This is a genomic window from Streptomyces sp. NPDC051738 (assembly GCF_044453205.1).
Classification (GTDB): domain Bacteria; phylum Actinomycetota; class Actinomycetes; order Streptomycetales; family Streptomycetaceae; genus Streptomyces.
The window spans coordinates 314,490-334,945 of sequence record NZ_JBITCM010000011.1 but is presented as its reverse complement, the minus strand read 5'-3'; the positions used below and the strand labels follow the sequence as shown (position 1 = coordinate 334,945).

At 71.2% G+C, this 20,456-nt stretch carries 21 protein-coding genes; 12 read left to right on the top strand and 9 right to left on the bottom strand.

The window, feature by feature from the left end; all coding sequences use genetic code 11:
• Positions 1–5 precede the first annotated feature (5 nt).
• Complete coding sequence (locus ACIA8X_RS26590; protein ID WP_393443285.1) at positions 6–578, bottom strand: fibronectin type III domain-containing protein; 573 nt, start codon at positions 576–578, stop codon at positions 6–8.
• 10 nt (positions 579–588) lie between these two features.
• Entirely contained in the window at positions 589–1,191 is a 603-nt protein-coding gene (locus tag ACIA8X_RS26585; protein ID WP_393443287.1) for a hypothetical protein, read from the bottom strand.
• A gap of 286 nt (positions 1,192–1,477) precedes the next feature.
• On the opposite strand from ACIA8X_RS26585, the gene ACIA8X_RS26580 reads away from it, so the two are divergent.
• The 4 genes from ACIA8X_RS26580 (at position 1,478) to ACIA8X_RS26565 (ending at position 6,135) form a co-directional block, all read left to right on the top strand.
• Positions 1,478–2,863 carry an NAD(P)/FAD-dependent oxidoreductase gene (locus ACIA8X_RS26580; RefSeq protein WP_393443289.1) on the top strand — a complete coding sequence of 462 codons (1,386 nt, stop codon included), beginning with the start codon at positions 1,478–1,480 and terminating at the stop codon, positions 2,861–2,863.
• Positions 2,864–2,868: 5 nt separating this feature from the next.
• Entirely contained in the window at positions 2,869–5,118 is a 2,250-nt protein-coding gene (locus ACIA8X_RS26575) for an FUSC family protein (RefSeq protein WP_393443291.1), read from the top strand.
• Between the two features lie 35 nt (positions 5,119–5,153).
• The gene (locus ACIA8X_RS26570; protein ID WP_393443292.1) at positions 5,154–5,375 is read left to right on the top strand and encodes a hypothetical protein; all 222 of its coding nucleotides are present in this window, start codon (positions 5,154–5,156) and stop codon (positions 5,373–5,375) included.
• A gap of 304 nt (positions 5,376–5,679) precedes the next feature.
• Complete coding sequence (locus ACIA8X_RS26565) at positions 5,680–6,135, top strand: cyclic nucleotide-binding domain-containing protein (RefSeq protein WP_393443294.1); 456 nt, start codon at positions 5,680–5,682, stop codon at positions 6,133–6,135.
• Positions 6,136–6,164: 29 nt separating this feature from the next.
• Here the strand turns inward: ACIA8X_RS26565 and ACIA8X_RS26560 are convergent, their stop codons facing one another.
• A complete protein-coding gene (locus tag ACIA8X_RS26560; protein ID WP_393443296.1) occupies positions 6,165–7,472 on the bottom strand; it encodes an MFS transporter in 1,308 nt (435 codons plus the stop codon).
• A 79-nt stretch (positions 7,473–7,551) separates the two neighbouring features.
• Complete coding sequence (locus ACIA8X_RS26555; protein WP_393443298.1) at positions 7,552–8,166, bottom strand: LysE/ArgO family amino acid transporter; 615 nt, start codon at positions 8,164–8,166, stop codon at positions 7,552–7,554.
• A gap of 82 nt (positions 8,167–8,248) precedes the next feature.
• Between ACIA8X_RS26555 and ACIA8X_RS26550 the strand changes: the two genes are divergently transcribed.
• Positions 8,249–9,172 carry a LysR family transcriptional regulator ArgP gene (locus ACIA8X_RS26550; RefSeq protein WP_399459249.1) on the top strand — a complete coding sequence of 308 codons (924 nt, stop codon included), beginning with the start codon at positions 8,249–8,251 and terminating at the stop codon, positions 9,170–9,172.
• Positions 9,173–9,282: 110 nt separating this feature from the next.
• Here the strand turns inward: ACIA8X_RS26550 and ACIA8X_RS26545 are convergent, their stop codons facing one another.
• Positions 9,283–9,987, bottom strand: a complete 705-nt coding sequence (locus tag ACIA8X_RS26545) for a TetR/AcrR family transcriptional regulator (RefSeq protein WP_399459248.1) — start codon at positions 9,985–9,987, stop codon at positions 9,283–9,285.
• A 128-nt stretch (positions 9,988–10,115) separates the two neighbouring features.
• Between ACIA8X_RS26545 and ACIA8X_RS26540 the strand changes: the two genes are divergently transcribed.
• Together ACIA8X_RS26540 and ACIA8X_RS26535 are read left to right on the top strand one after the other, a co-directional pair.
• Positions 10,116–11,333 (top strand): saccharopine dehydrogenase family protein, encoded by a 1,218-nt coding sequence (locus tag ACIA8X_RS26540; RefSeq protein ID WP_399459247.1) that lies wholly within the window; start codon positions 10,116–10,118, stop codon positions 11,331–11,333.
• A gap of 106 nt (positions 11,334–11,439) precedes the next feature.
• Positions 11,440–11,673: a WhiB family transcriptional regulator gene (locus tag ACIA8X_RS26535; RefSeq protein ID WP_393443306.1), complete on the top strand. Its 234-nt coding sequence runs from the start codon at positions 11,440–11,442 to the stop codon at positions 11,671–11,673.
• An 8-nt stretch (positions 11,674–11,681) separates the two neighbouring features.
• Here ACIA8X_RS26535 and ACIA8X_RS26530 read toward each other — a convergent pair whose 3' ends face one another.
• Positions 11,682–12,422: a hypothetical protein gene (locus ACIA8X_RS26530; protein WP_393443308.1), complete on the bottom strand. Its 741-nt coding sequence runs from the start codon at positions 12,420–12,422 to the stop codon at positions 11,682–11,684.
• 127 nt (positions 12,423–12,549) lie between these two features.
• Here ACIA8X_RS26530 and ACIA8X_RS26525 point away from each other — a divergent pair, with 127 nt between their 5' ends.
• Positions 12,550–12,900, top strand: a complete 351-nt coding sequence (locus ACIA8X_RS26525) for a DUF488 domain-containing protein (RefSeq protein ID WP_399459246.1) — start codon at positions 12,550–12,552, stop codon at positions 12,898–12,900.
• 22 nt (positions 12,901–12,922) lie between these two features.
• Here ACIA8X_RS26525 and ACIA8X_RS26520 read toward each other — a convergent pair whose 3' ends face one another.
• Positions 12,923–14,596 (bottom strand): FAD-binding dehydrogenase, encoded by a 1,674-nt coding sequence (locus ACIA8X_RS26520; protein ID WP_399459245.1) that lies wholly within the window; start codon positions 14,594–14,596, stop codon positions 12,923–12,925.
• Positions 14,597–14,644: 48 nt separating this feature from the next.
• A complete protein-coding gene (locus ACIA8X_RS26515; RefSeq protein WP_393443313.1) occupies positions 14,645–15,271 on the bottom strand; it encodes a TetR/AcrR family transcriptional regulator in 627 nt (208 codons plus the stop codon).
• 127 nt (positions 15,272–15,398) lie between these two features.
• On the opposite strand from ACIA8X_RS26515, the gene ACIA8X_RS26510 reads away from it, so the two are divergent.
• The 4 genes from ACIA8X_RS26510 (at position 15,399) to ACIA8X_RS26495 (ending at position 19,405) form a co-directional block, all read left to right on the top strand.
• Positions 15,399–16,028: an alpha-ketoglutarate-dependent dioxygenase AlkB gene (locus tag ACIA8X_RS26510; protein WP_399459244.1), complete on the top strand. Its 630-nt coding sequence runs from the start codon at positions 15,399–15,401 to the stop codon at positions 16,026–16,028.
• 110 nt (positions 16,029–16,138) lie between these two features.
• Entirely contained in the window at positions 16,139–17,332 is a 1,194-nt protein-coding gene (locus ACIA8X_RS26505; RefSeq protein WP_399459242.1) for an acyltransferase family protein, read from the top strand.
• Between the two features lie 49 nt (positions 17,333–17,381).
• Positions 17,382–18,128, top strand: a complete 747-nt coding sequence (locus ACIA8X_RS26500) for an MBL fold metallo-hydrolase (RefSeq protein WP_393443319.1) — start codon at positions 17,382–17,384, stop codon at positions 18,126–18,128.
• Positions 18,129–18,169: 41 nt separating this feature from the next.
• The gene (locus ACIA8X_RS26495; RefSeq protein WP_399459241.1) at positions 18,170–19,405 is read left to right on the top strand and encodes a DUF4032 domain-containing protein; all 1,236 of its coding nucleotides are present in this window, start codon (positions 18,170–18,172) and stop codon (positions 19,403–19,405) included.
• A gap of 1 nt (position 19,406) precedes the next feature.
• Here the strand turns inward: ACIA8X_RS26495 and ACIA8X_RS26490 are convergent, their stop codons facing one another.
• On the bottom strand, positions 19,407–20,288 hold the full coding sequence (locus ACIA8X_RS26490) for a universal stress protein (RefSeq protein ID WP_399459240.1): 882 nt from the start codon (positions 20,286–20,288) through the stop codon (positions 19,407–19,409).
• Positions 20,289–20,456 lie beyond the last annotated feature (168 nt).

Sequence of the window (20,456 nt, the reverse complement as noted above, 5' to 3'; positions counted from 1 at the left end):
TACGGCTACCCGCCTGTGGCGAGCGGCTTCTCGCCGGTGGTGAGCCGTACGACATTCGACCGCTCTCCGAGGACGAAGGCGCGAACCCGGAAGGTGGCGTGTTCGTCGCCGGGCAGCGTCGCCAGTGTCGTACCGGTGACGTCAGGATCGAGGACGGCGACGGGTTCGTACCTGGTGCCGTTCTGCTTGCGCGCCTCCAGGAGGAATCCGTCCTCGTCCGAGGAGGTGTCGGTCCAGGTGAAGCGGATGCCGTCCGGCAGTTCGGCGCGGGCCGGCCGGGACACGGGGCCTCGGTAGCTCCACAGTCGGTAGAAGAACGTCGTGTTCGGCATGAGGTCGGGGTGGCGGTAACTCGACACCTGCCGGGGCAGATGGTCCAGGACGGTGTAGGGGCCCGCTTCCTCGGTCGCGAACTCCAGGATGTGGCCGGCGACTCCTGGCCGTCCGTCCGTCCAGTCGAGGTCGACGTCGGTGGGCGTCGCGAGGACACCTCGCAGGGGCCGTTCCGGGCCGGCCGAGCAGGCCGACAGCGCCAGGACGAGCGCTGCCGACGCTGCGATGCGCGCCTTTCCTCGCATACGGCGACCGCTACTTGCGCCAGAAGCGGATGTCGCTCCACTCCACGGTGGCCGTCCCGTTGCCGCTGTTGGTGCGGTAGGCGCCGAACTTGTCGTAGAAACTGCCGCCGGGGCTCGCGTAGGTGTGCTTGAGCGAGCCGTTGATGTAGGTGCGGTGTTCGACGCCGACCTGGTGGACCGTGTTGACGCGGACGGTCGCGCCGACGGTCCCGGCGTTGGAGAGCGTGGTGCCGCCGTGCACGGCGTACAGCCTGCCGCCGCGCTCGACGGCGAGCATGAAGTACGGGCCGGAGCCCGACTCGTGGAAGGTCTGCTTGAGGCTGATCCGGGTGCCGCTGAGGCTGGTGATGCGGAAGTAGCCCTCGAACTGGCGCGTTCCCCCGGTGTAGGTGGCGTAGCGCCGTTCAGCCCGTTGGTCGCCGCTCGCGGTGGAGCAGGTGAGCCGGAACGTCAGGCCGTCGACCTGGCCGCAGCCCCGCTCCTGCACGGAGTAGCTGGGCGACACCGACTGCCAGCCGCCTGGTTCGACTTCGGCGAAGGCGTGCGGTGCGGCGAGCAGGGAGGTGGCGCACAGTGCGGAGGTGACGGTGAGGGTGCGCAGGCGTGCGAACATCCTGCCTCCAATTCATGTACATGAACTGCGGTCCCTGTTTTGGACGAGCGAGTCGGAGGCTAGGTCCAGACCAATGAACCGTCAAGAGATCACGCGCACATGTCTTTCATCGCCGAACCGGTGTGCCCCCGCACGGGTTGGGGCAAGGTGGCTGACGACGCATTCATCTGCCTGCTGCTCCCGGCTGGCGGAACGACCGGTGGCACGGTGGGATCGAGGCGTGCGAAGCAGCGATCCAGGGGCAGACGAACGTCGTCGAGGCACACGGCCTGGAGCCGCAGAAGGGATGATCACCGTGACACGACCCAGGATCCTGGTGGTTGGCGCAGGCTTCGCCGGAGTCGGCTGTGTACGCCGGCTGGAACGCAAACTCTCCCCCGACGAGGCCGAGATCACCTTGGTGACGCCGTCCTCCTACCAGCTCTATCTGCCGCTGCTGCCCCAGGTCGCCTCCGGCGTCCTGACGCCCCAGTCGATCGCCGTCTCGTTGCGCCGCAGCCGCAGGTACCGCACCCGGATCATCCCGGGTGGCGCCATCGGCGTGGACCTCGCGGCCAAGGTCTGCGTCGTCCGCACCATTACCGACAAGATCGTCAACGAGCCCTACGACTACATCGTGCTGGCACCCGGCAGCATCACGCGCACCTTCGACATCCCCGGACTCACCGACCACGCGTTCGGCATGAAGTCGCTCGCGGAGGCGGCCTACCTCCGCGACCACGTCATCTCCCAGCTCGACCTCGCCGACGCCAGCCAGGATCCCGACGAGCGCGCGGCACGGCTGCAGTTCGTGGTGGTCGGCGGCGGGTACGCGGGCACCGAGACCGCCGCCTGTCTGCAGATGCTGACGCACAACGCGGTCAAGCGCTATCCGCGGCTCGATCCGAGTCTCATCAAGTGGCATCTGATCGACATCGCGCCGAGGCTGATGCCCGAGCTGGGCGAGAAGCTCGGCGACGACGCGCAGAAGATCCTGCGCAAGCGGGGCATCGAGATCTCCCTCGGCGTGTCCATCGCGAAGGCGGGCCCCGAGGAGGTCACCTTCACCGACGGCCGGGTGATCCCCACCCGCACGCTGATCTGGACCGCCGGTGTCGTCGCCAGCCCGCTGATCGGCACGCTGGGCGCGGAGACCGTCCGGGGCCGGCTCGCGGTCACCGCCGAGATGAACCTGCCCGGGCACGACGGGGTGTTCGCGCTGGGCGACGCCGCCGCGGTGCCCGATGTGGCGAAGGACGAGGAGGGTGCCGTCTGCCCGCCCACCGCCCAGCACGCCATGCGCCAGGGCAAGGTCGTGGCCGACAACGTCATCGCGGCCCTGCGCGAGAAGCCGCTGCGGCCGTACAAGCACAAGGACCTCGGCCTGGTCGTCGACCTCGGCGGGCGCGACGCCGTCTCCAAGCCCATCGGCATCGAGCTGAAGGGCCTGCCAGCGATGGCCGTCGCCCGCGGCTACCACTGGTCGGCGCTGCGCACCAACGTCGCCAAGACCCGCGTCATGACGAACTGGCTGCTCAACGCCGTCGCCGGGGATGACTTCGTGCGCACCGGGTTCCTGTCCCGCAGTCCGGCCAAGCTGAAGGACTTCGAGTTCGTCCACGCGTATCTGACGCCGGAGCAGCTGCGGGCGCAGGCCGGCGGGAAGGGCTCTGCGGAGGAGACGTCCGGCTGAGCGAGGTGACCACCTCGGCGGCGGGAGGGCCGGTCCGGGCGCGACTGCGTGACCGGGTCGCGGCCTCGGACCCGGGGTTGCTGCGGCTGAGCGCGGGGCTGCGGACGGCGGGAGCGATCGCCCTCGCGCTCGCCGTGCTCGCCCTGCTGGGCACCGATGTGACCCACCTGGTGGCGGGGGCCCTGGCCGCGATGGTCGCCACCTTCGCCATCCGGGAGAAACAGCGCGGACAGCAGGCGCTCACGCTCGCGCTGGGGCTCCCGGTGGCGCTGGCGTCGATGACGGTGGCGGCGGTTCTGCACAGCCACGTCCTGGTCGGCGACCTGGTCTTCGTCGCGCTCATCTTCTGTGCCGTCTACGGCAGGCGATTCGGCGAGCGAGGCACCGCACTCGGTCTGATCGGCTTCCAGATCTACTTCATGTCCCTCTTCGTCGGCGCCACCGTCGACGACCTGCCTCAGTTGTGCGGCGCGGTCGCGGTGGCCTTCGGGTGCAGTGCGCTGGTGCGTTTCGTGCTCGTGCCCGAGACTCCGACGGGGGTGCTCCAGCGGCTGCGCGATGCCTTCCGCGCCCGGCTGGCCCAGCTGCTGTCGGCGCAGCTCGACCTGCTGGACGCCGGCCCGCAGGAGGCGGACCGGGCGCTGGAGCGGGTGCGTGAGGGCACCGCGCGCCTGCACGAGACGGCGCTGCTGATCCAGGGCCGGCTGGCGGAGGGGACCGCCGACGAGGCCGCGGCCCGGTTGATCCAACGGCGCGTCGCGGACGCCGAGATCGCCGCCGAGCGTCTGGGGCTGTCACTGCTGCGGGCACGCGGCGCCGAGCGGGTGGACACGCTGACCCTGCATCTGCCGGACGCGCCGGTCCCCTCGGGCGGGCGGCAGCCCGTGCGGGACACGGCGACCGACACGCTGCGACGTGATCTGGAGGCGCTGCGCCTGCTCGTCCTGCGTTCCGTCGACCAGGCCGCCGGAACCTCGGTGTCCCACCTGCGCAACCGGCTCCTCGGCTATCGCGACGAGGAGAACCTGCCCGACGCCTCCCCCGCCGTACAGGACGTCTTCCGGCGCGTCGGCGAGGCCGCCCGCGCCGTCCTCGGGCTGCGGATCGCCCTCGGCGGGGCCCAGGACGAGGCCGACGACACGCCTGCCACGGCCCGCTCGCGCGAGGAGCTGGACGCGGAGGACGCCGTGCTCGACGCCGAGGAGGAGGAGCCGGCGGCGGAGCTCCGAGGTCTGCGGCGGCCCACCACACGTGCCGCCGTGCAGGTCGCCGTGGGGTCGACGCTGGCCATCGTCGGCGGCGAGATGCTGTCCCGGGACCGCTGGTACTGGGCGGTACTGACCTGCTGGATCGTGTTCCTCAACACCGCGTCCACCGGCGAGATCCTGGTCAAGGGCTACCGCCGCCTGCTCGGCACCGTCCTCGGCGTCCTGGCCGGCATCGTGCTGGCGGGCGCCGTCGGACACCACACCTGGACGGCGTTCGCGCTGGTGCTGCTGTTCGTCTTCGCGATGTTCTACTCGGCGCCGCTGTCCTACACGCTGGTGTCCTTCTTCGTCACCGCGGCCCTGGGCCTCCTCTACACCCTGCTGCACACCTACAGCCTCGCGGTGCTGGTGCTGCGCATCGAGGAGACGGCGCTCGGCGCGGCGTGCGGGGTGATCGCGGCCGCCTTCGTGCTGCCGGTGCGGACGGACCGCCGTACGAACGAACTCCTCGCCACCGTGCTGGAACGGCTCGGCGACGTCACCCGCAGCGCCGTCGAGCAGCTCAGCGGCGGGCCGCCCGACGAACTGCTCGACCAGGCGCGCGACCTGGACCAGGCGCTGGCCGATCTGCGGGCCGCCACCCAGCCGCTCACGCATCCGGTCACGCCCCTGCGGGCGCGACGCGAGACCGCCCGCTATGTCGTCGCGCTGCTGGAGACGTGCGCGTATCACGCGCGCTCCCTCGCCGCGACGGCCGAGCTGCTGCCGACCCACCCGTCGATCGCGGCGGATCCACGGCTGCGCCGGGCCGCGGGGCGTATCGCGCACAACATCGAGGCGATCTCCGCTCAGGTCACCGGCGAACAGGCGACGGACGGCATCGAGACCGGCCCGAGCATCGCCTCGCTCCTGGGACCGGACATCCCCGGCGCCCCGCGCTACGGCCGGGTCACCGATCGCGTCCTGCGGCATCTGCAACGCCTGGACGAGGGCGTGGCCGGTCTGGCCCGTCCGCTGGGCGTGCCGGTGAAGGCGCCGGAGGGATGACCGGTCATCGGGGCGATACGGGGTATGCGTAGGACATGACCGATGTCGTGGACTCAGACGAACTGCTGCGGCGGATGCAGCGCGCCAGGACTTCTGCCCGGCAGGAGGAGCGGACGTGGCGGGCGCGGAGCGAGACGCTGAGGTCGACCGATCCGGAGGCGGCCCGCGACGCCGCCGTACGGACGCTGGCCTACGAGACCGTGATCGCGGTGCTGGACGAGATCGTGACCCCGGGGAAGCGCTCCGAACGGACCTGAAACTCGGATCGGAGTGAAACCGGTCACTCACCCCGGTCTCGGGTGCGCAGATTCCCCCTAGATGGTTTACGGTTCATACATACGTGGTCACGGGGTAGACCGCATTCGTCCCCCCTGCACCACCACCTACGGCCCTGGCTGGTCTCCCCCGTCCAGCCAGGGCTTTTTCATGCCCTCGACCGCCCGCCGCGCGAGATTCCCGGCCGAAACCGCCTTCCGCCGAGGTGCTCAGCGCGGCGGCAGCGGCTGAAATGGACGCAGGGAAAGCACCGGAACCTCAGTCCTCGGCGAGGAGCCCCGTGTCATGACCAAAGCGATCAAACTGCTCACCGCCCTTCCGCAGCCTCAGCGCGAGCGTCTGATGTCGCTCGCACGGGAGGTCTCCTTCCCGGAGGACGCCCGGATCTTCGAGGCGGGCGGCGCGGCCGACCGCTTCTGGGTCATCCGCTCGGGCGCCGTCTCCCTCGACCAGCGTGTGACGTCCATCCAGCGGGTCACCGTCGCCAGCCTCGGAGCGGGCGACCTGCTCGGCTGGTCCTGGCTGTTCCCGCCGTACCAGTGGGACTTCGGGGCGGAGGCCTTCAGCCCCGTGCGGGCCTACGAGTTCGACGCGGCGGAGGTGCTGCGGCTGTGCGAGGAGGATCCGGGGCTCGGGATGTCGCTGGTGCGACACGTCGCCGAAATCCTCGCGTACCGGCTGGAGATGACCCGGGGCAAGCTGATGGAGCACTACGGGCAGCACCGGCGCAGCGTGCTCTGAACGCCGGACGGGGTGTGCCCTCTGCCGCGTCAGATCCGGTAGCGGCGCAGGGCCGGGACCGCGACGGCCAGGCCCAGCATGAGGACGACGACCAGCAGGCCGCCGCCCACGGTCGCCGTGCGCGGGCCGAAGGCCGAGCCCGTCGTGCCGTGCAGGACGTCGGCGAGGCGCGGTCCGCCCGCGACGACGACCGTGAAGACGCCCTGCATCCGGCCGCGCATCTCGTCGCTGGCGGCGGACAGCAGGATCGCCCCGCGGAACACCATCGAGACCATGTCGGCGACCCCGGCGAGGGCCAGGAACACCACCGCGAGCCACAGACTGCCGCTCAGCCCGAAGCCGGTGATGGCCGCGCCCCAGGCGACGACCGCGCCGATCACCATCCAGCCGTGCCGGCGGGCCCGGGAGAACGTGCCGGAGAACAGCCCGCCCGCCACCGCGCCGATCGGGATCGCCGCGAAGAGCAGACCGAGGGCAAGCCCCTCGCCGTACGACGCGTAGGTCTGGCTCGCCAGTTGGGGGAACAGGGCGCGGGGCATGCCGAAGACCATCGCGATGACGTCGGCCAGGAAGGAGAGCAACAGCACCTTGTGCAGGGCGATGTAGCGGAAGCCCTCAGCGATCTCGCGCACGCCCGCGCGCGGCTTCCTCGTGCCGGTCGTGCTCGCGAGAGGCGGCAGCGCGGGCAGCCGTACGACCGCCCAGACGGTGACGCACAGGGCGAGCGCGTCGATGAGGTACAGCTCGGCCAGGCCGATGACGGGGATGAGCACACCGGCCAGGAGCGGCCCCACCACCTGACCGGTCTGCATGACCGTCGAGCCGAGGGCGCTTGCGGCGGGCAGCTCGTCGGCCGGGACCAGACGGGCGATGGAGGCGTTGCGGGCCGGGGCGTTGAGCCCCCAGAACGCCTGCTGCACGGCGAGCAGCACCATCAGCGTGGGCACGGAGTCCAGGCCGGTGACGGCCTGGAGCCAGAACAGCACCGAGGTGACGGCGATGCCGCTGTTGGTGATCAGCAGCAGCTTGCGCCGGTCCATGCTGTCGGCGATCGCGCCGCCCCACAGTGCGAACACCGCCAGCGGCAGCAGTCCGGCGAGGCTCGCGGCGCCGACCCACGCCGAGGAGCCGGTGATGTCGTAGATCTGCTTGAGCACCGCGACCGCCGTGAGCTGGCTGCCGACGGCCGTGACGATGGTCGAGGACCACAGGCGGCGGTAGGCCGGGCGGCGCAGCGGTCGGGTGTCCATCGCCCAGCGGCGCCAGCCGCGCCGCTCGGGTGGCACCGCGGAAGGGTCCTTCTCCTGTGGTTCGGTACTGCTCTCGCTGGTGTCCACGCGCTTCCTGGATGCTCGCTACATCTTTCTCAGCCGTGGATCACTATGACAGCACCGGACCGGTGTTCGGATCCCCGTCTCAGTTTCCGGCGATGAGGGTGGCACCCAGCCCGATCATCGTCGCCGCGACCAGGCCGTCCAGCACGCGCCAGGCCCCCGGCTTCGCCAGGTGGCGGCTCAGCAGCCGCGCCCCGAAGCCGAGCGCGGCGAACCAGCACAGGCTCGCCAGTACCGCGCCGAGCCCGAACGTCCAGCGCATCGGGCCACGGTCGGCGGCGACCGTGCCGAGCAGGAACACGGTGTCGAGGTAGACATGCGGATTGAGCCAGGTCATCGCGAGGCAGGTCAGCACCGCCCGTCGCCGTGACCCCGACGCGTCGCCGTCCGTCGACAGGGCGCCGCCAGGCCTGAAGACCCGGCGGGCGGCGAGAGCGCCGTAGCAGAGCAGGAACGCCCCGCCGATCCACGCGACCGCCGTCAGCACTCCGGGCCACGCCACGACCACCGCGCCGACACCGGCCACGCCCAGGGTGATGAGGAGCGCGTCGGACAGGGCGCAGATGCCGACGACGGCGAGGACGGCGTCGCGCCGGATCCCCTGACGCAGGACGAAGGCGTTCTGCGCGCCGATGGCGACGATGAGCGAGAGGCCGGTGCCGAACCCGGCGGCAGCGGTGGTCAAGGCGTTTGTCATGCCATTGACGCTAGGGAAGCGATCTCTTGACGTACAGCTAAAGATTCTTACGTATCATTAGCACGGCTTAAGAACGTAGCGCATGGGACGGGAACTGATGCGGACAGAGCTGACGGAGCTTCCCCTCGACCAGGTGCGGACCCTGCTCGCGGTGGTGGACGAGGGCACCTTCGACGCGGCCGCCGCCGCGCTGCATGTGACGCCGTCGGCGGTGAGCCAGCGGGTGAAGGCACTGGAGCAGCGCACGGGGCGGGTGCTGCTGGTGCGGACGAAGCCGGTGCGGCCGACCGAGTCGGGTGAGGTCGTCGTCCGCTTCGCACGTCAGCTGGCGCGGCTGGAGCGGGATGCGCGGGCCGAGCTGGGGCTGAGCGGGGACGGCGACGCGACCCGGGTGTCGATCGCGGTCAACGCCGACTCGCTGGCGACGTGGTTCCTGACGGCGCTCAGGCGGGTGCCCCAGGAGCCGCCGCTCTGCTTCGAGCTGCGGCGGGAGGACGAGAGCCGTACGGCGACGCTGCTGCGGGAGGGGCTGGTGATGGCCGCGGTGACCTCCGCACCCGACGCGGTGGCGGGCTGCTCCGTACGTCCGCTCGGCCGGTTGCGCTATCTGGCCGCGGCGAGCCCGGAGTTCGCCGAGCGGCACCTCGGCGGCTCCTTGCGGGAAGCGCTCGCGCGGGCGCCGGTGATGACCTTCGACCGCAGTGACGATCTCCAGGACGCGTTCGTCCGCGCACTGCGTCGCACTCGCGCCGGCGCGAGTGCGGTACGGCACTACGTCCCCACCTCGGAGGGCTTCCTGTCGGCCGTGACCGCAGGCCTGGGCTGGGGCCTGCTCCCCGAGGTGCAGGCGAAACCACTCTTCGAGGACGGCAGCCTCGTGCAACTGTCCCCGAACCGCCCGGTCGACGTCCCGCTGTACTGGCAACAGTGGAAACTGGACTCGCCGGCGCTGGCCGCGGTGACGAAGGCGGTGACGGAAACAGCGGCGGAGTCGCTGCGCGGCTGAGCAGGTCGGGCGGATTCTGCCGACGTTTTCTGCAACGCCCTCAAGGGGCGCGGGGAACTGCGCGACCATCCACGACGGCGCCGCAGCCGCGTGGCGCGACCAGTGGACAGTTAACGCAACGCCTCCAACTGCCCGGCCACGCTGTCGAGAAGCATCTCCAGAGCCGTCGGATAAGCACTCGTCACCATCCGAGTGGCCAGCAGAGGCGCCGCCTCGGAGATCCGAGGATGCGTGGCCCGCGGCAACCGCGCGTACGTCGACCGCCACATACGCTCGTCAGCCCGCAACGCCTCACTCGGCAGAGCCAACGACGCCGCGTCGAGCGCGGCGAAGGCCAGGGTCTGGTCGATGAAGGCGTGGTAAATGCGAACGGTGTCCGCCAGCGGAAATCCCGCCCTGCGCAGGATGTCCAACACGGCCTCGTCCGCGGCGAGTTCGTTGGCGCGCCCGGTGACCCGGTTCGTGGTCAGCACGGCGGCCTGGGGATGGGCGACGTACGCGGCGTGGATGCGCAGCCCGACGGCGCGCAGGTCTTCACGCCACTCCCCCGTCGGCTCCCAGCCCTGAAGCGCCTGGCCGATGAGGGCGTCGCCGATGGCGAGGGTCAGCTCGTCCATGCCGCGGAAGTACCGGTACAGCGTGCTGGGGTCGGCGTCGAGGGCCAGGCCGAGACGGCGGGCGGTGAGACCGGCGCTGCCGTGTTCACGCAGCATGCGCAGCGCCGTTTCGACGATGAGCCGCTCGGAGAGCACGGTGCCGCTCTTCGTGGGACGTCGTCGGCGCCGCTCCTCCTCGGGAACGACTGGTTTCGGCACGATGCTCTCCGTCCGTTTGCAGCCCGCCCCGCCTTATGCCAACGCCATTGACCTTACGTGACCGGGCGGCGTTGTATCTCCGGCGGGGCCCCACTACGTCGTAGACCTTCAGTCGAGGGAGTCATGTCATGCGTGTACTGCTCGTGGGCGCCGGTGGTGTGGGTACCGCCGTCACCCGGATCGCGGCCCGGCGTCCGTTCTTCGAGGCGATGGTGGTCGCCGACTACGACCTCGCGCGTGCCGAGGCGGCCGTGGCCGCGCTGGGCGGCGACGCCCGGTTCCGGGCCGAGCGTGTGGACGCGAACGACGAGACGGCGGTGACCGCCCTGTTGGAGCGGCACGCGTGCGACGTGCTCCTCAACGCCACCGACCCGCGCTTCGTGATGCCGCTGTTCCAGGCCGCGCGTACCTCCGGGGCCACCTACGTGGACATGGCCATGTCGCTGTCGCGGCCGCATCCGCAGCGGCCCTATGAGGAGTGCGGCGTCAAGCTGGGCGACGCCCAGTTCGAGCAGGCGGCCGACTGGGAGAAGGCGGGCGCGCTGGCCCTCGTCGGCATGGGCGTGGAGCCGGGCCTGTCGGACGTGTTCGCCCGGTACGCGGCCGCCGAGCTCTTCGACGAGATCGAGGAGCTCGGCGTCCGTGACGGCGCGAACCTCACCGTCGACGGCTATGACTTCGCGCCGTCCTTCAGCATCTGGACCACGATCGAGGAGTGCCTCAATCCGCCGGTGGTCTACGAGAAGGACCGCGGCTGGTTCACCACCGAGCCCTTCAGCGAGCCTGAGGTGTTCGACTTCCCCGAGGGGATCGGCCCCGTCGAGTGCGTGAACGTCGAGCACGAGGAGGTGCTCCTGATGCCGCGCTGGGTCGACGCGCGCCGGGTGACCTTCAAGTACGGCCTCGGCGAGGAGTTCGTCAGCACGCTGCAGACGCTGCATCTGCTGGGCCTGGACAGCACCGAGCCGGTGACCGTGCCGAGCGCCGACGGGCCGGTGCGGGTCTCGCCCCGGGACGTCGTCGCCGCGTGTCTGCCGGACCCGGCGACCCTGGGCGAGCGGATGCACGGCAAGACCTGCGCGGGCACCTGGGTGCGGGGCGTCAAGGACGGGAAGCCGCGCGAGGTGTACCTGTACCACGTGGTCGACAACCAGTGGTCGATGGCGGAGTACGGCAGTCAGGCCGTGGTGTGGCAGACCGCGATCAACCCGGTCGTGGCCCTCGAACTCCTCGCCACCGGCGCCTGGTCGGGCGCGGGCGTACTGGGCCCCGAGGCCTTCCCGGCCCGCCCCTTCCTGGATCTGCTGACCGCGTACGGCTCCCCGTGGGGCATGCGCGAACAGTGACCGGATCCGACGGGGTCCCACGGGGTTTCACTCGCGCATCGACAGGCGACTCGAAAACGAGTAATGCATCCACCGAGGGCACGTTCGACGATCGCAGGTGACATTGATGGACAACTGGCGAAACAGCGCCGCCTGCCGCCATGAGGACCCCGACCTCTTCTACCCGATCGGCACGTCCGGACCGACCGTGTTGCAGACGGAGCAGGCGAAGGCCGTCTGCCGGCGCTGCTCGGTCCGGGACCAGTGTCTGCGCTGGGCGCTCGACATGGACCAGTTCATCGGTATCTGGGGCGGCACGAGCGAGGCCGAGCGAAGGGCGTTGCGGCAGCGGGCCGGGTGACCGTCTCGTCAGCGGGCGAGTGACTCGGCGTCACCCATGACGACGACGGGATACCGGTCGGGGTCGAGCGCCAGCAGCAACAGCCTCATGTGCTCCCGCGCGAGACTGACGCAGGCCTGGGTGGGCGCTCCGTGGTCCACGTGGAGCCAGATGCCGCCACCGCGTTCAGTGCCGAGCGGGCGGGTCAGGTCGAGGGGCGAGGTGCCGGTCCTGCGGTTGTAGTCGATGGCGATCACATAGTCGAAGGAACCGGCGAGGGGTTCGCCCTCGAAGCCGGTACCGCTGGCGATGAATCCGTCGCCGTAGTCGTACGACAGTCTGGTCCCGGGGTCATTCAGCAGGCCCCCGGCGTCCGTCAGTGTGAAGACCCCGATGGGTGAGCGCAGGTCGCCGGCCACGTGGTGGTCGGTCCAGCCGCGCAGCGCGTTGCGAGCGGGCCAGCTGCCGCCCGCCCTCCAGCCGCTGTCAGTGCGCTCGTACAGGACGACGGTGGAGTGTGAGGAGTCCCTGCCGTCTCCGGTCACGACGAGGGCCTGTCGGGTGTAGGACGGCACACTCGCCCAGGTCACCGGGCCAAGTCCGGGCAGCTTCCGCGTGGCCGCCTCGACGGCGGCGCCGGCGGCGGCGTCGGGCCTGGGGGTGCGGGAGACCGCGGGCTCGTCATCCGGCGTCGCTGTGGCACCGGCGCCGCAGCCGGTCAGCAGCAGGGAGGCGACCAGCAGGGCGACACGGGACTTGTGCGAGATCATGCATCGACCTTGACCGACACTTGTAAGAAACTTGTAAGTAAATGTGATGATTCGTCGGATTCGGCGGGTCTCCACGCGCATCCGAGGGGCTCGCATCCGACCGCGAGCGTCCGAGAAAGGCCCGGTCATGAGCGTTCGCATCCGCCGCGTGTACGAAGCACCCGAGCCCGAGGACGGTATGCGCGTCCTGGTCGACCGACTGTGGCCGCGCGGGCTGTCCAAGGAGGCGGCCCGCGTCGACGAGTGGCCCAAGGGGCTCACCCCGTCCACGGAGCTGCGACGCTGGTATCACGCGGACGAGCGGCCGTACGAGGAGTTCGCCGAGCGTTACGAGGCGGAGCTGGCCGTCCCCGAGGCGGCCGAACTCCTCGATCACGTACGGGCATGGGCGAGCAAGGGCGACGTGACCCTGCTGACCGCGTCGAAGTCGCCCGAGCAGAGCCACGCCGCCGTGCTGGCCCGCCTCCTCGAAGCCTGAGAAGACGGGCCGTACGTCACCGTCAGGCCGTCTGCCGCCCCGCCGCCCGGCCCGCCGCGCGGCCCGAGAAGAGGCAGCCGCCGAGGAAGGTGCCCTCCAGGGCGTTGTAGCCATGGACGCCGCCGCCGCCGAAGCCGGCGACCTCGCCGGCCGCGTACAGGCCGTCGATCGGCGTCCCGTCGGCTCCCAGCGCGCGGGAGTCGAGGTCGGTCTGGATGCCGCCGAGGGTCTTGCGGGTCAGGACGTGCAGCTTCACGCCGATCAGGGGGCCGGCCGCGGGGTCGAGGATGCGGTGCGGGGTGGCGACGCGGCCGAGGCGGTCGCCGATGTAGCGGCGGGCGTTGCGGATGCCCTGCACCTGGGCGTCCTTGCTGTAGGGGTTGGTGATCTGGAGGTCGCGGGCCTCGATCTGGCGCCGCAGGCCCTCCGCGTCCAGGAGCGGCTTTTCCGTCAACTCGTTCATCTTCTCGACCAGTTGCTCCAGGTTCGGGGCGGTCACGAAGTCCGCGCCGTTGCGCAGGAACGCCGCCACCGGCCCCGGGGCGCCCTTGCCGAGCACCCGCTCCTTCAGGAACCCGGCGCGGTCCTTGGCGGTGATGTCGGGGTTCTGCTCGGAGCCCGACAGCGCGAACTCCTTCTCGATGATCTTCTGGGTGAGGATGAACCAGGAGTGGTCGTAGCCCGCGATGTCCTCGGTCGTACGCAGGTACTTGAGGGTGCCGAGGGTGTCGTAGCCCGGCAGACACGGGTCGGGCAGGCGGCGGCCGAGGGCGTCGAACCACAGGGAGGACGGGCCGGGCAGGATGCGGATGCCGTGGCCGGGCCAGATCGGGTCCCAGTTCTGCAGGCCCTCGGTGTAGTGCCACATGCGGTCGCGGTTGACCAGCCGTGCACCCGCCTCCGCGCTGATGTCGAGCATCCGCCCGTCGACGTAGGCGGGGACGCCGGTGACCATCTCGGCCGGCGGGGTGCCGAGCCGTTCGGGCCAGTAGCGGCGGACGATGTCGTGGTTGGCGCCGATGCCGCCGGTGGTGACGATGACGGCCTGTGCGGTCAGCTCGAACTCGCCGACGCGGTCGCGGTTGGAGGCGACACCGCGGGGCGAGTTGTCCTCGGCCAGCACCGTGCCGCGCACGCCGCGCGCCGCCCCGTCCTCGATGACCAGCTCGTCGACCTGGTGGCGGTGGTAGAAGGTGAGCAGCCCATCGCGCGAGGCCTGCTTGGCGTACCGCACGAACGGCTCGACGACGCCGGTACCGGTGCCCCACGCGATGTGGAACCGGGGCACCGAGTTGCCGTGGCCGTGGGCGCGCAGGTCGCCGCGCTCCGCCCAGCCCACCGTGGGCAGGAACTTGATGCCGTGCCCGTCCAGCCAGGCCCGCTTCTCGCCGGCCGCGAACTCGACGTACGCGCGCGCCCAGCGCACCGCCCAGGAGTCCTCGTCGTCCACCCGGTCGAACCCGGCGCTGCCCTGCCAGTCGTTCCAGGCCAGGTCGAGGGAGTCCTTGATGCCCAGACGCCGCTGCTCCGGGGAGTCGACGAGGAACAGCCCGCCGAAGGACCAGAAGGCCTGCCCGCCGAGGTTGGCGGCGTTCTCCTGGTCCACCAGCGCGACCCTGCGGCCCCGGCTGGTCAGTTCGCTCGCGGCGACCAGGCCCGCGAGTCCCGCTCCGACGACGATGACTTCGGCGTCCATGGCGACCGTCCCTTCCTCATTCGGTGGTGTGGCTATGCGGTGGTGTGGCTATGCGGTGGTGTCGCTGCCGTCGGTGAGCAGCGCGGTGAGCAGTTGCCCCAGCCAGACGCGGGCGTGCTCGACGTCCTTGTCCAGCAGCAGTTGGGTGGTGACGCCGTCGTACGCGGCGACCACCGCGTGGGCGGCGCCGTCGATGTCGCCGAGCACGGCGGGCAGTGCGGTGTGTCCCCGCGCGCGGGCGAGCCGGTCGGCGATCGCCCCGCGCAGCCGGGCGCGGTGTTCCAGCAGGGTCTGGGCGACGGCCGGGTCCCGCGCGGCATGGACCAGGAAGTCCGTCTTCACCAGCAGCCAGTCGCGGTCCAGGAGCAGCACCTCGGTCACCCGGTCCACGGCGGCGGGCACGTCCAGGCCCGGCCCGTCGACGGCGAGCGCCCCGGACACCTGCTCGGCGATCACGTCCGCGCGCTGCTGGTACAGGGCGAAGAACAACTCGTCCAGGCTGTCGAAGTTGGAGTAGAAGGCGCCTCTGCTGTAGCCGGCGGCCTCGCAGACCTCCTCGATGGAGACGCGGCCGAACCCTTTGGCCGCGAACACCGTGAACGCGGCATCGAGGAGATTGGCCCGCGTGCGGACGCGGCGCTTGGTGACGCGCCCGGTCGTGCCCTCCACCACCATGTCCCGACCTCCGTTCGATACATGAATGTATCCGATACACGAATGTATCCAACAGGGCCCGGCCGGATCCGTCACGGATCCGGCACCGAATGGGAACAGGTTTTCGATTCAGGAGTACGCTGGATCCATGACCACGCACCTCCAGGGCTCCCTGTTCGACCAGACCGACGAGCTACGGCTCGGGCGGCCGGCCGGGATCCGCCGCACCCGGCTCGCCCTCGGCGCCTGGATCGACGTCCTGCCCGGCTGGCTCAGCGGGGCCGACGCGCTGTTCGAAGAGCTCGCCGCCGAGGTGCCGTGGCGTGCGGAGCGGCGCACGATGTACGACCACGTGGTCGACGTACCGCGTCTGCTCGCCTTCTACGGCGCGGACGACGTACTCCCGCACCCGGTGCTCGCGGAGGCCCGGGACACGCTTACCGCGCACTACGCCGAGGAGCTGGGCGAGCCGTTCACCACGGCGGGGCTCTGCTACTACCGCGACGGCCGGGACAGCGTGGCCTGGCACGGGGACCGGATCGGGCGGGGCGCGCGCGAGGACACCATGGTCGCCATCCTCTCCGTGGGCGCGCCCCGGGATCTGCTGCTGCGTCCGATGCGCGGCGGTGGCGAGACGGTGCGCCGTCCGCTGGGGCACGGCGACCTCATCGTGATGGGCGGCTCCTGCCAGCGGACCTGGGAGCACTCGGTACCGAAGACCACGCGCGCCGCGGGACCGCGCATCAGCGTGCAGTTCCGCCCGAACGGCGTGCACTGAGGCGTCAGAGGCGGACGCTTCGGATGCGCGCGGGGGCTGCCTCCGGCGGACGGTGCCGGAGGCAGCCCTTCCTCTGGGCGGAGCCCTGCAGTGCCGCCACACTGATGCGGATGAGCGCTCGGACGCAGGCACCGGCCACGGCTCCCCGGCGCGGCGAACTGGACGTGCTGCGGGTCCTCGTCGTCCTCGGTCTGGTCTTCTTCCACGCGGCCCTGGTCTTCGCCACGGAGGGCGACTACTACGTCCAGAACGCGCAGACCACGGAGGCGATCACGGTCCTCGCCGGGTTCGCGGTGGTCTGGGCGATGCCTGTGCTGTTCCTCGTAGCCGGGCTCGGTGCCCGGTACTCCGTGCGCCGCCGCGGCGCCGGCCGTTTCGCCCGGGAACGCCTGGTGCGTCTGGGAGTTCCCCTGGTCTTCACCATGGTCGTGCTGAACCCACTCCCCCAGTGGCTGCGGCTGCGCGCCGCCGACCCGGCCTACGACGAGTCGTACGGGCGCTTCCTGCCCCGCTACTTCACCGTCCACCTCGACCTCGCCGACTTCCCGTTCTTCCTCGGCGGGGAGCACTTCGAGTCCGGCCATCTGTGGTTCGTGCTCCTGCTGCTCGCGTTCTGCCTGCTGCTGGCTCCGGTCACGGCACGTCTCGCGGCCGGCGGCGACCGTGCCGCGGAGATCGTCGCCCGGCACCCGGCCCTGCTTGTGCTGCCCGTGCTGCCGCTCGCGCTGCTCCAGGTGCCGCTGGGCATGGAGGAGGACTACGCGGCCTGGCACCACTGGGCCTACCTGGTGTTCTTCCTCTACGGCTTCGCTCTCGCCGGGGACGAGCGGATCCGGGCCGTCATGCGCCGGCTCGCCCGGCCGCTCGGCGTGGCGGGGGTGGTCCTGTTCGCCGCGTGCGGGCCCGGATTCATGACCCTGGACGACCCGTTCACCGACCGCACGCCGCTCGCGCTGGTCACCCGCGCCCTGTTCAGCGCGGCGGGCTGGTGCCTCGTGGTGGCCATCCTCGGCACGCTGGACCGGCCGCGCGAACAGCGGGGCGCGCGGGCCCGCCCGGGGCCGGTGATGGGATACCTGGGCGTCGCCGCCCTGCCGTTGTACGTGCTGCACCAGCCGGTCGTGGTCGTCCTGGCGTACGGCGTGGTGGGCTGGTCGGCGCCGATCGTGGTCGAGTACACGGTGATCGTGACGGGTTCGCTGGCCGTGATCCTCGTGCTGTACGAGTGCGTGGTGCGCAGAACGCGCCTCACGCGGTTCCTGTTCGGGATGCGTCCGGCCCCGCCGAACGCGCTTTCATCTTGATCTGCTTTGCTGTGCCCGTCGGGCACGGACCTCACCACGCGGGACGATCATGCGGGTAGACATACAGCAAGTCGCCGACGGCACCCATCTGGTGCACGGCAGCAACACGAACTGGGTGATCCTGACCGAGGGCGACGCGGTGACGTTGATCGACACCGGCTACCCCGGGGACCGGGCCACGCTGCTCGCCTCGCTCGCGGAGGTGGGGAGTTCGCCGGAGGCGGTCACGGCCGTACTGATCACCCACGCGCACACGGACCACCTGGGCAACGCCGAGTACCTGCGCGACACGTACGGCACGCCGATCTACCTTCACGAGGCCGAAGTGCCGCACGCCCGCCGGGAGTTCCTGCACCAGGTGAGCGTGGGGACGGTCCTGAAGAACGGCTGGCGGCCGGGGGTCCTGCCCTGGGCGATCCACGCGATCCGCTCCGGCGGCACCGCGCATGTGCCGGTCGTCTCCCCCGAGGCGTTCCCGTCGGCCGGTCCGCTGGACCTGCCCGGCCGTCCCCTCCCGGTGCACACGCCCGGCCACACCGACGGGCACTGCGCCTTCCATCTGCCGGACGCCGGTGTGGTGATCGCGGGCGACGCCCTGGTGAGCGGGCACCCCACCTCACGGGTCAAGGGGCCGCAGCTGCTGCCGGACATGTTCCACCGCGAGCGGTCCCGTGCCGTGGCCTCGCTGGACGTGCTCGAAGGGCTCAAGGGCGACGTCCTGCTGCCCGGCCACGGCCCCGTGCACCGCGGCCCGGTGGGCGACGCCGCGCTTCAGGCCCGGGAACGCGCGCTCTAGGGTGAGGTGACGATCACCGGCGAGGCGAGGACGAACGGCCCATGGCACTGCAGATCAGCGCGACCAACCCGGAGCACCCCGCGCTCCTGCTGGAGCTGCCCTGGCATCTGCCTCTGGAGCAGTGGCCGGAGGACGTCCTCGTCCCGCTGCCGCGCGGTATATCCCGGCACGTGGTGCGTTACGCCCGCGCCGGCGACGAGGTGATCGCGGTCAAGGAACTCGCCGAGCGCCCGGCGCTGCGCGAGTACGAGCTGCTGCGCGACCTGGACCGCATCGGCATCCCGGCGGTGGACCCGCTGGCCGTGGTCACCGGGCGCACCGACGCCGGCGACAGCCCCCTGGAGTCGGTCCTGGTGACCCGGCACCTGGGCGGCTCGATGCCGTACCGCTCGATGTTCGAGACGACCATGCGCCCCGCGACCATGCACCGCCTCATGGACGCGCTGGCCGTGCTGCTGGTCCGCCTCCACCTCGCCGGGTTCGCGTGGGGCGACTGCTCGCTGTCCAACACACTGTTCCGGCGGGACGCCGGCGCCTACGCCGCGTACCTCGTGGACGCCGAGACGGGCGATCTGCACCCGCAGCTCAGCACCGGCCAGCGCGAGTACGACCTGGACCTCGCCCGGGTCAACATCAGCGGCGAGCTGCTGGACCTGGAGGCGTCCGGGGCGCTGCACCCCTCCGTCGACGCGATCGAGTTCGGCACCGAGATCTGCGCCCGCTACCGGAGCCTGTGGCAGGAGCTGACCCGCACCTCGGTCTACCCGGCGGGCAAGTACCACTACATCGAGCGCCGGATCCGCCGTCTGAACGAGCTCGGCTTCGACGTGGCCGAGATGCAGATCGAGCACGCCACCAACGGCGACACGGTCACCTTCGTGCCGAAGGTCGTCGACGCCGGCCACCACCAGCGTCAACTGCTGCGCCTGACGGGCCTGGACACCGAGGAGAACCAGGCCCGACGGCTTCTGAACGACCTGGAGAGCTGGATGGCCACCCAGGACGACTACGCCCCGGGCGACCCGCTCGGCGCCCGCCCCGAGGTGCTCGCGCACCGCTGGGTGCGCGACGTCTTCCGCCCCACCGTGCGGGCCGTGCCGTTGGAGCTGCGCGGCTCCATGGACCCGGCCGAGATCTACCACGAGCTGCTCGAACACCGCTGGTACCTGTCCGAGCGGGCGCAGCACGACATCGGCCTGGACGCGGTGGTCGAGGACTACCTCAACAACATTCTGCCCACGGCCCGCGAGACGCTGCGGCCGACGACGTCCGACTGACTCAGTCGTGCGGCACCACGGCCACGGGGCAGTCCGCGTGGTGCAGAACGCCGTGTGCCACCGAGCCGATCCGGGCGCCCACGGCCGTACGGCGGGCGCGGCGCCCCACGACCATCAGCTGGGCCCGCCCGGCGACGGACAGCAGCACCTGCCCGGCACTGCCCATCTCGACGTGCTCGACGACACGGACGTCCGGGAAGCGTTCCCGCCACGGCAGCAGCGCCTCGCCCAGCGCCTTCTTCTCGTACGGCTCCAGGCCACCGGCCTCGTCGAGGAGCTTCAGGGAGCCCGGGCTGTAGGCGAACAGCGGCGGCAGGGTCCAGGCCCGTACGGCGCGCACGGTCGCTCCGCGCGCCGCGGCCGTCTCGAACGCGAACCGCAGCACGGCGGCGCTGTCGTCCGGGTCGCCCTGCTGTCCCACGACGACCTCGCGTCCGGCGGCCTCCGCCGAGGGCTGGTCGTCGGCGCGTACGAGGACGACGGGCCGCGCGGCCCCGGCGATCACCTGCTGTCCGACGGAGCCCAGCAGGAACCCGACCACGGCGGCGTGGCCCCGTGACCCCAGCACCAGCATCTCGGCCTCGGCCGCCGCGGCTACCAGTGTCTCGGCGGGCCCACCGTCGAGGACGTCGGTGGTGACGTCGAGGCCGGGGTGCCGCTCGGTGACGGAACGGGCGGCCTCGGTCAGCCCCTCCCGCACCCACCGGCCCTGGGTGTCGGCGTCCTTGGCGTATCCCGCGTCGAGCGCCTCGTGCGGCTGGAACCGCCAGGCGTGCACCAGCCGCAGGGCGAGCCCCCGGCGGACCGCCTCGCGGGCGGCCCAGGCCAGCCCGGCGAGGCTCTCCTCCGATCCGTCCACCCCTGCCGTGATCGGGCGCGTCATTTCCGGCTGCCTCCTCGTGTCGCGGTCGCGGTCACCGTCCGTGGTACCCAGTCTTCACTTCACCACGCTGTGCCCATGACACTCGAAACCGACGCAGCGTGCCCACCTCGCACATGCCCGAGCGAAGCGGGCGGATCGAACATACGATGGGGCCGGAGTCGGCGCGGC

Bases quoted from the DNA above. Each gene is read 5' to 3' on its own strand.
- ACIA8X_RS26505 (WP_399459242.1), top strand. From the start codon at position 16,139: ATGAGCGCTCGGACGCAGGCACCGGCCACGGCTCCCCGGCGCGGCGAA.
- ACIA8X_RS26500 (WP_393443319.1), top strand. From the start codon at position 17,382: ATGCGGGTAGACATACAGCAAGTCGCCGACGGCACCCATCTGGTGCAC.
- ACIA8X_RS26570 (WP_393443292.1), top strand. From the start codon at position 5,154: ATGACCGATGTCGTGGACTCAGACGAACTGCTGCGGCGGATGCAGCGC.
- ACIA8X_RS26555 (WP_393443298.1), bottom strand. From the start codon at position 8,166: ATGACAAACGCCTTGACCACCGCTGCCGCCGGGTTCGGCACCGGCCTC.
- ACIA8X_RS26565 (WP_393443294.1), top strand. From the start codon at position 5,680: ATGACCAAAGCGATCAAACTGCTCACCGCCCTTCCGCAGCCTCAGCGC.
- ACIA8X_RS26540 (WP_399459247.1), top strand. From the start codon at position 10,116: ATGCGTGTACTGCTCGTGGGCGCCGGTGGTGTGGGTACCGCCGTCACC.
- ACIA8X_RS26525 (WP_399459246.1), top strand. From the start codon at position 12,550: ATGAGCGTTCGCATCCGCCGCGTGTACGAAGCACCCGAGCCCGAGGAC.
- ACIA8X_RS26530 (WP_393443308.1), bottom strand. From the start codon at position 12,422: ATGATCTCGCACAAGTCCCGTGTCGCCCTGCTGGTCGCCTCCCTGCTG.
- ACIA8X_RS26510 (WP_399459244.1), top strand. From the start codon at position 15,399: ATGACCACGCACCTCCAGGGCTCCCTGTTCGACCAGACCGACGAGCTA.
- ACIA8X_RS26515 (WP_393443313.1), bottom strand. From the start codon at position 15,271: ATGGTGGTGGAGGGCACGACCGGGCGCGTCACCAAGCGCCGCGTCCGC.
- ACIA8X_RS26585 (WP_393443287.1), bottom strand. From the start codon at position 1,191: ATGTTCGCACGCCTGCGCACCCTCACCGTCACCTCCGCACTGTGCGCC.
- ACIA8X_RS26590 (WP_393443285.1), bottom strand. From the start codon at position 578: ATGCGAGGAAAGGCGCGCATCGCAGCGTCGGCAGCGCTCGTCCTGGCG.
- ACIA8X_RS26580 (WP_393443289.1), top strand. From the start codon at position 1,478: ATGATCACCGTGACACGACCCAGGATCCTGGTGGTTGGCGCAGGCTTC.
- ACIA8X_RS26490 (WP_399459240.1), bottom strand. From the start codon at position 20,288: ATGACGCGCCCGATCACGGCAGGGGTGGACGGATCGGAGGAGAGCCTC.
- ACIA8X_RS26495 (WP_399459241.1), top strand. From the start codon at position 18,170: ATGGCACTGCAGATCAGCGCGACCAACCCGGAGCACCCCGCGCTCCTG.
- ACIA8X_RS26520 (WP_399459245.1), bottom strand. From the start codon at position 14,596: ATGGACGCCGAAGTCATCGTCGTCGGAGCGGGACTCGCGGGCCTGGTC.
- ACIA8X_RS26550 (WP_399459249.1), top strand. From the start codon at position 8,249: ATGGGACGGGAACTGATGCGGACAGAGCTGACGGAGCTTCCCCTCGAC.
- ACIA8X_RS26535 (WP_393443306.1), top strand. From the start codon at position 11,440: ATGGACAACTGGCGAAACAGCGCCGCCTGCCGCCATGAGGACCCCGAC.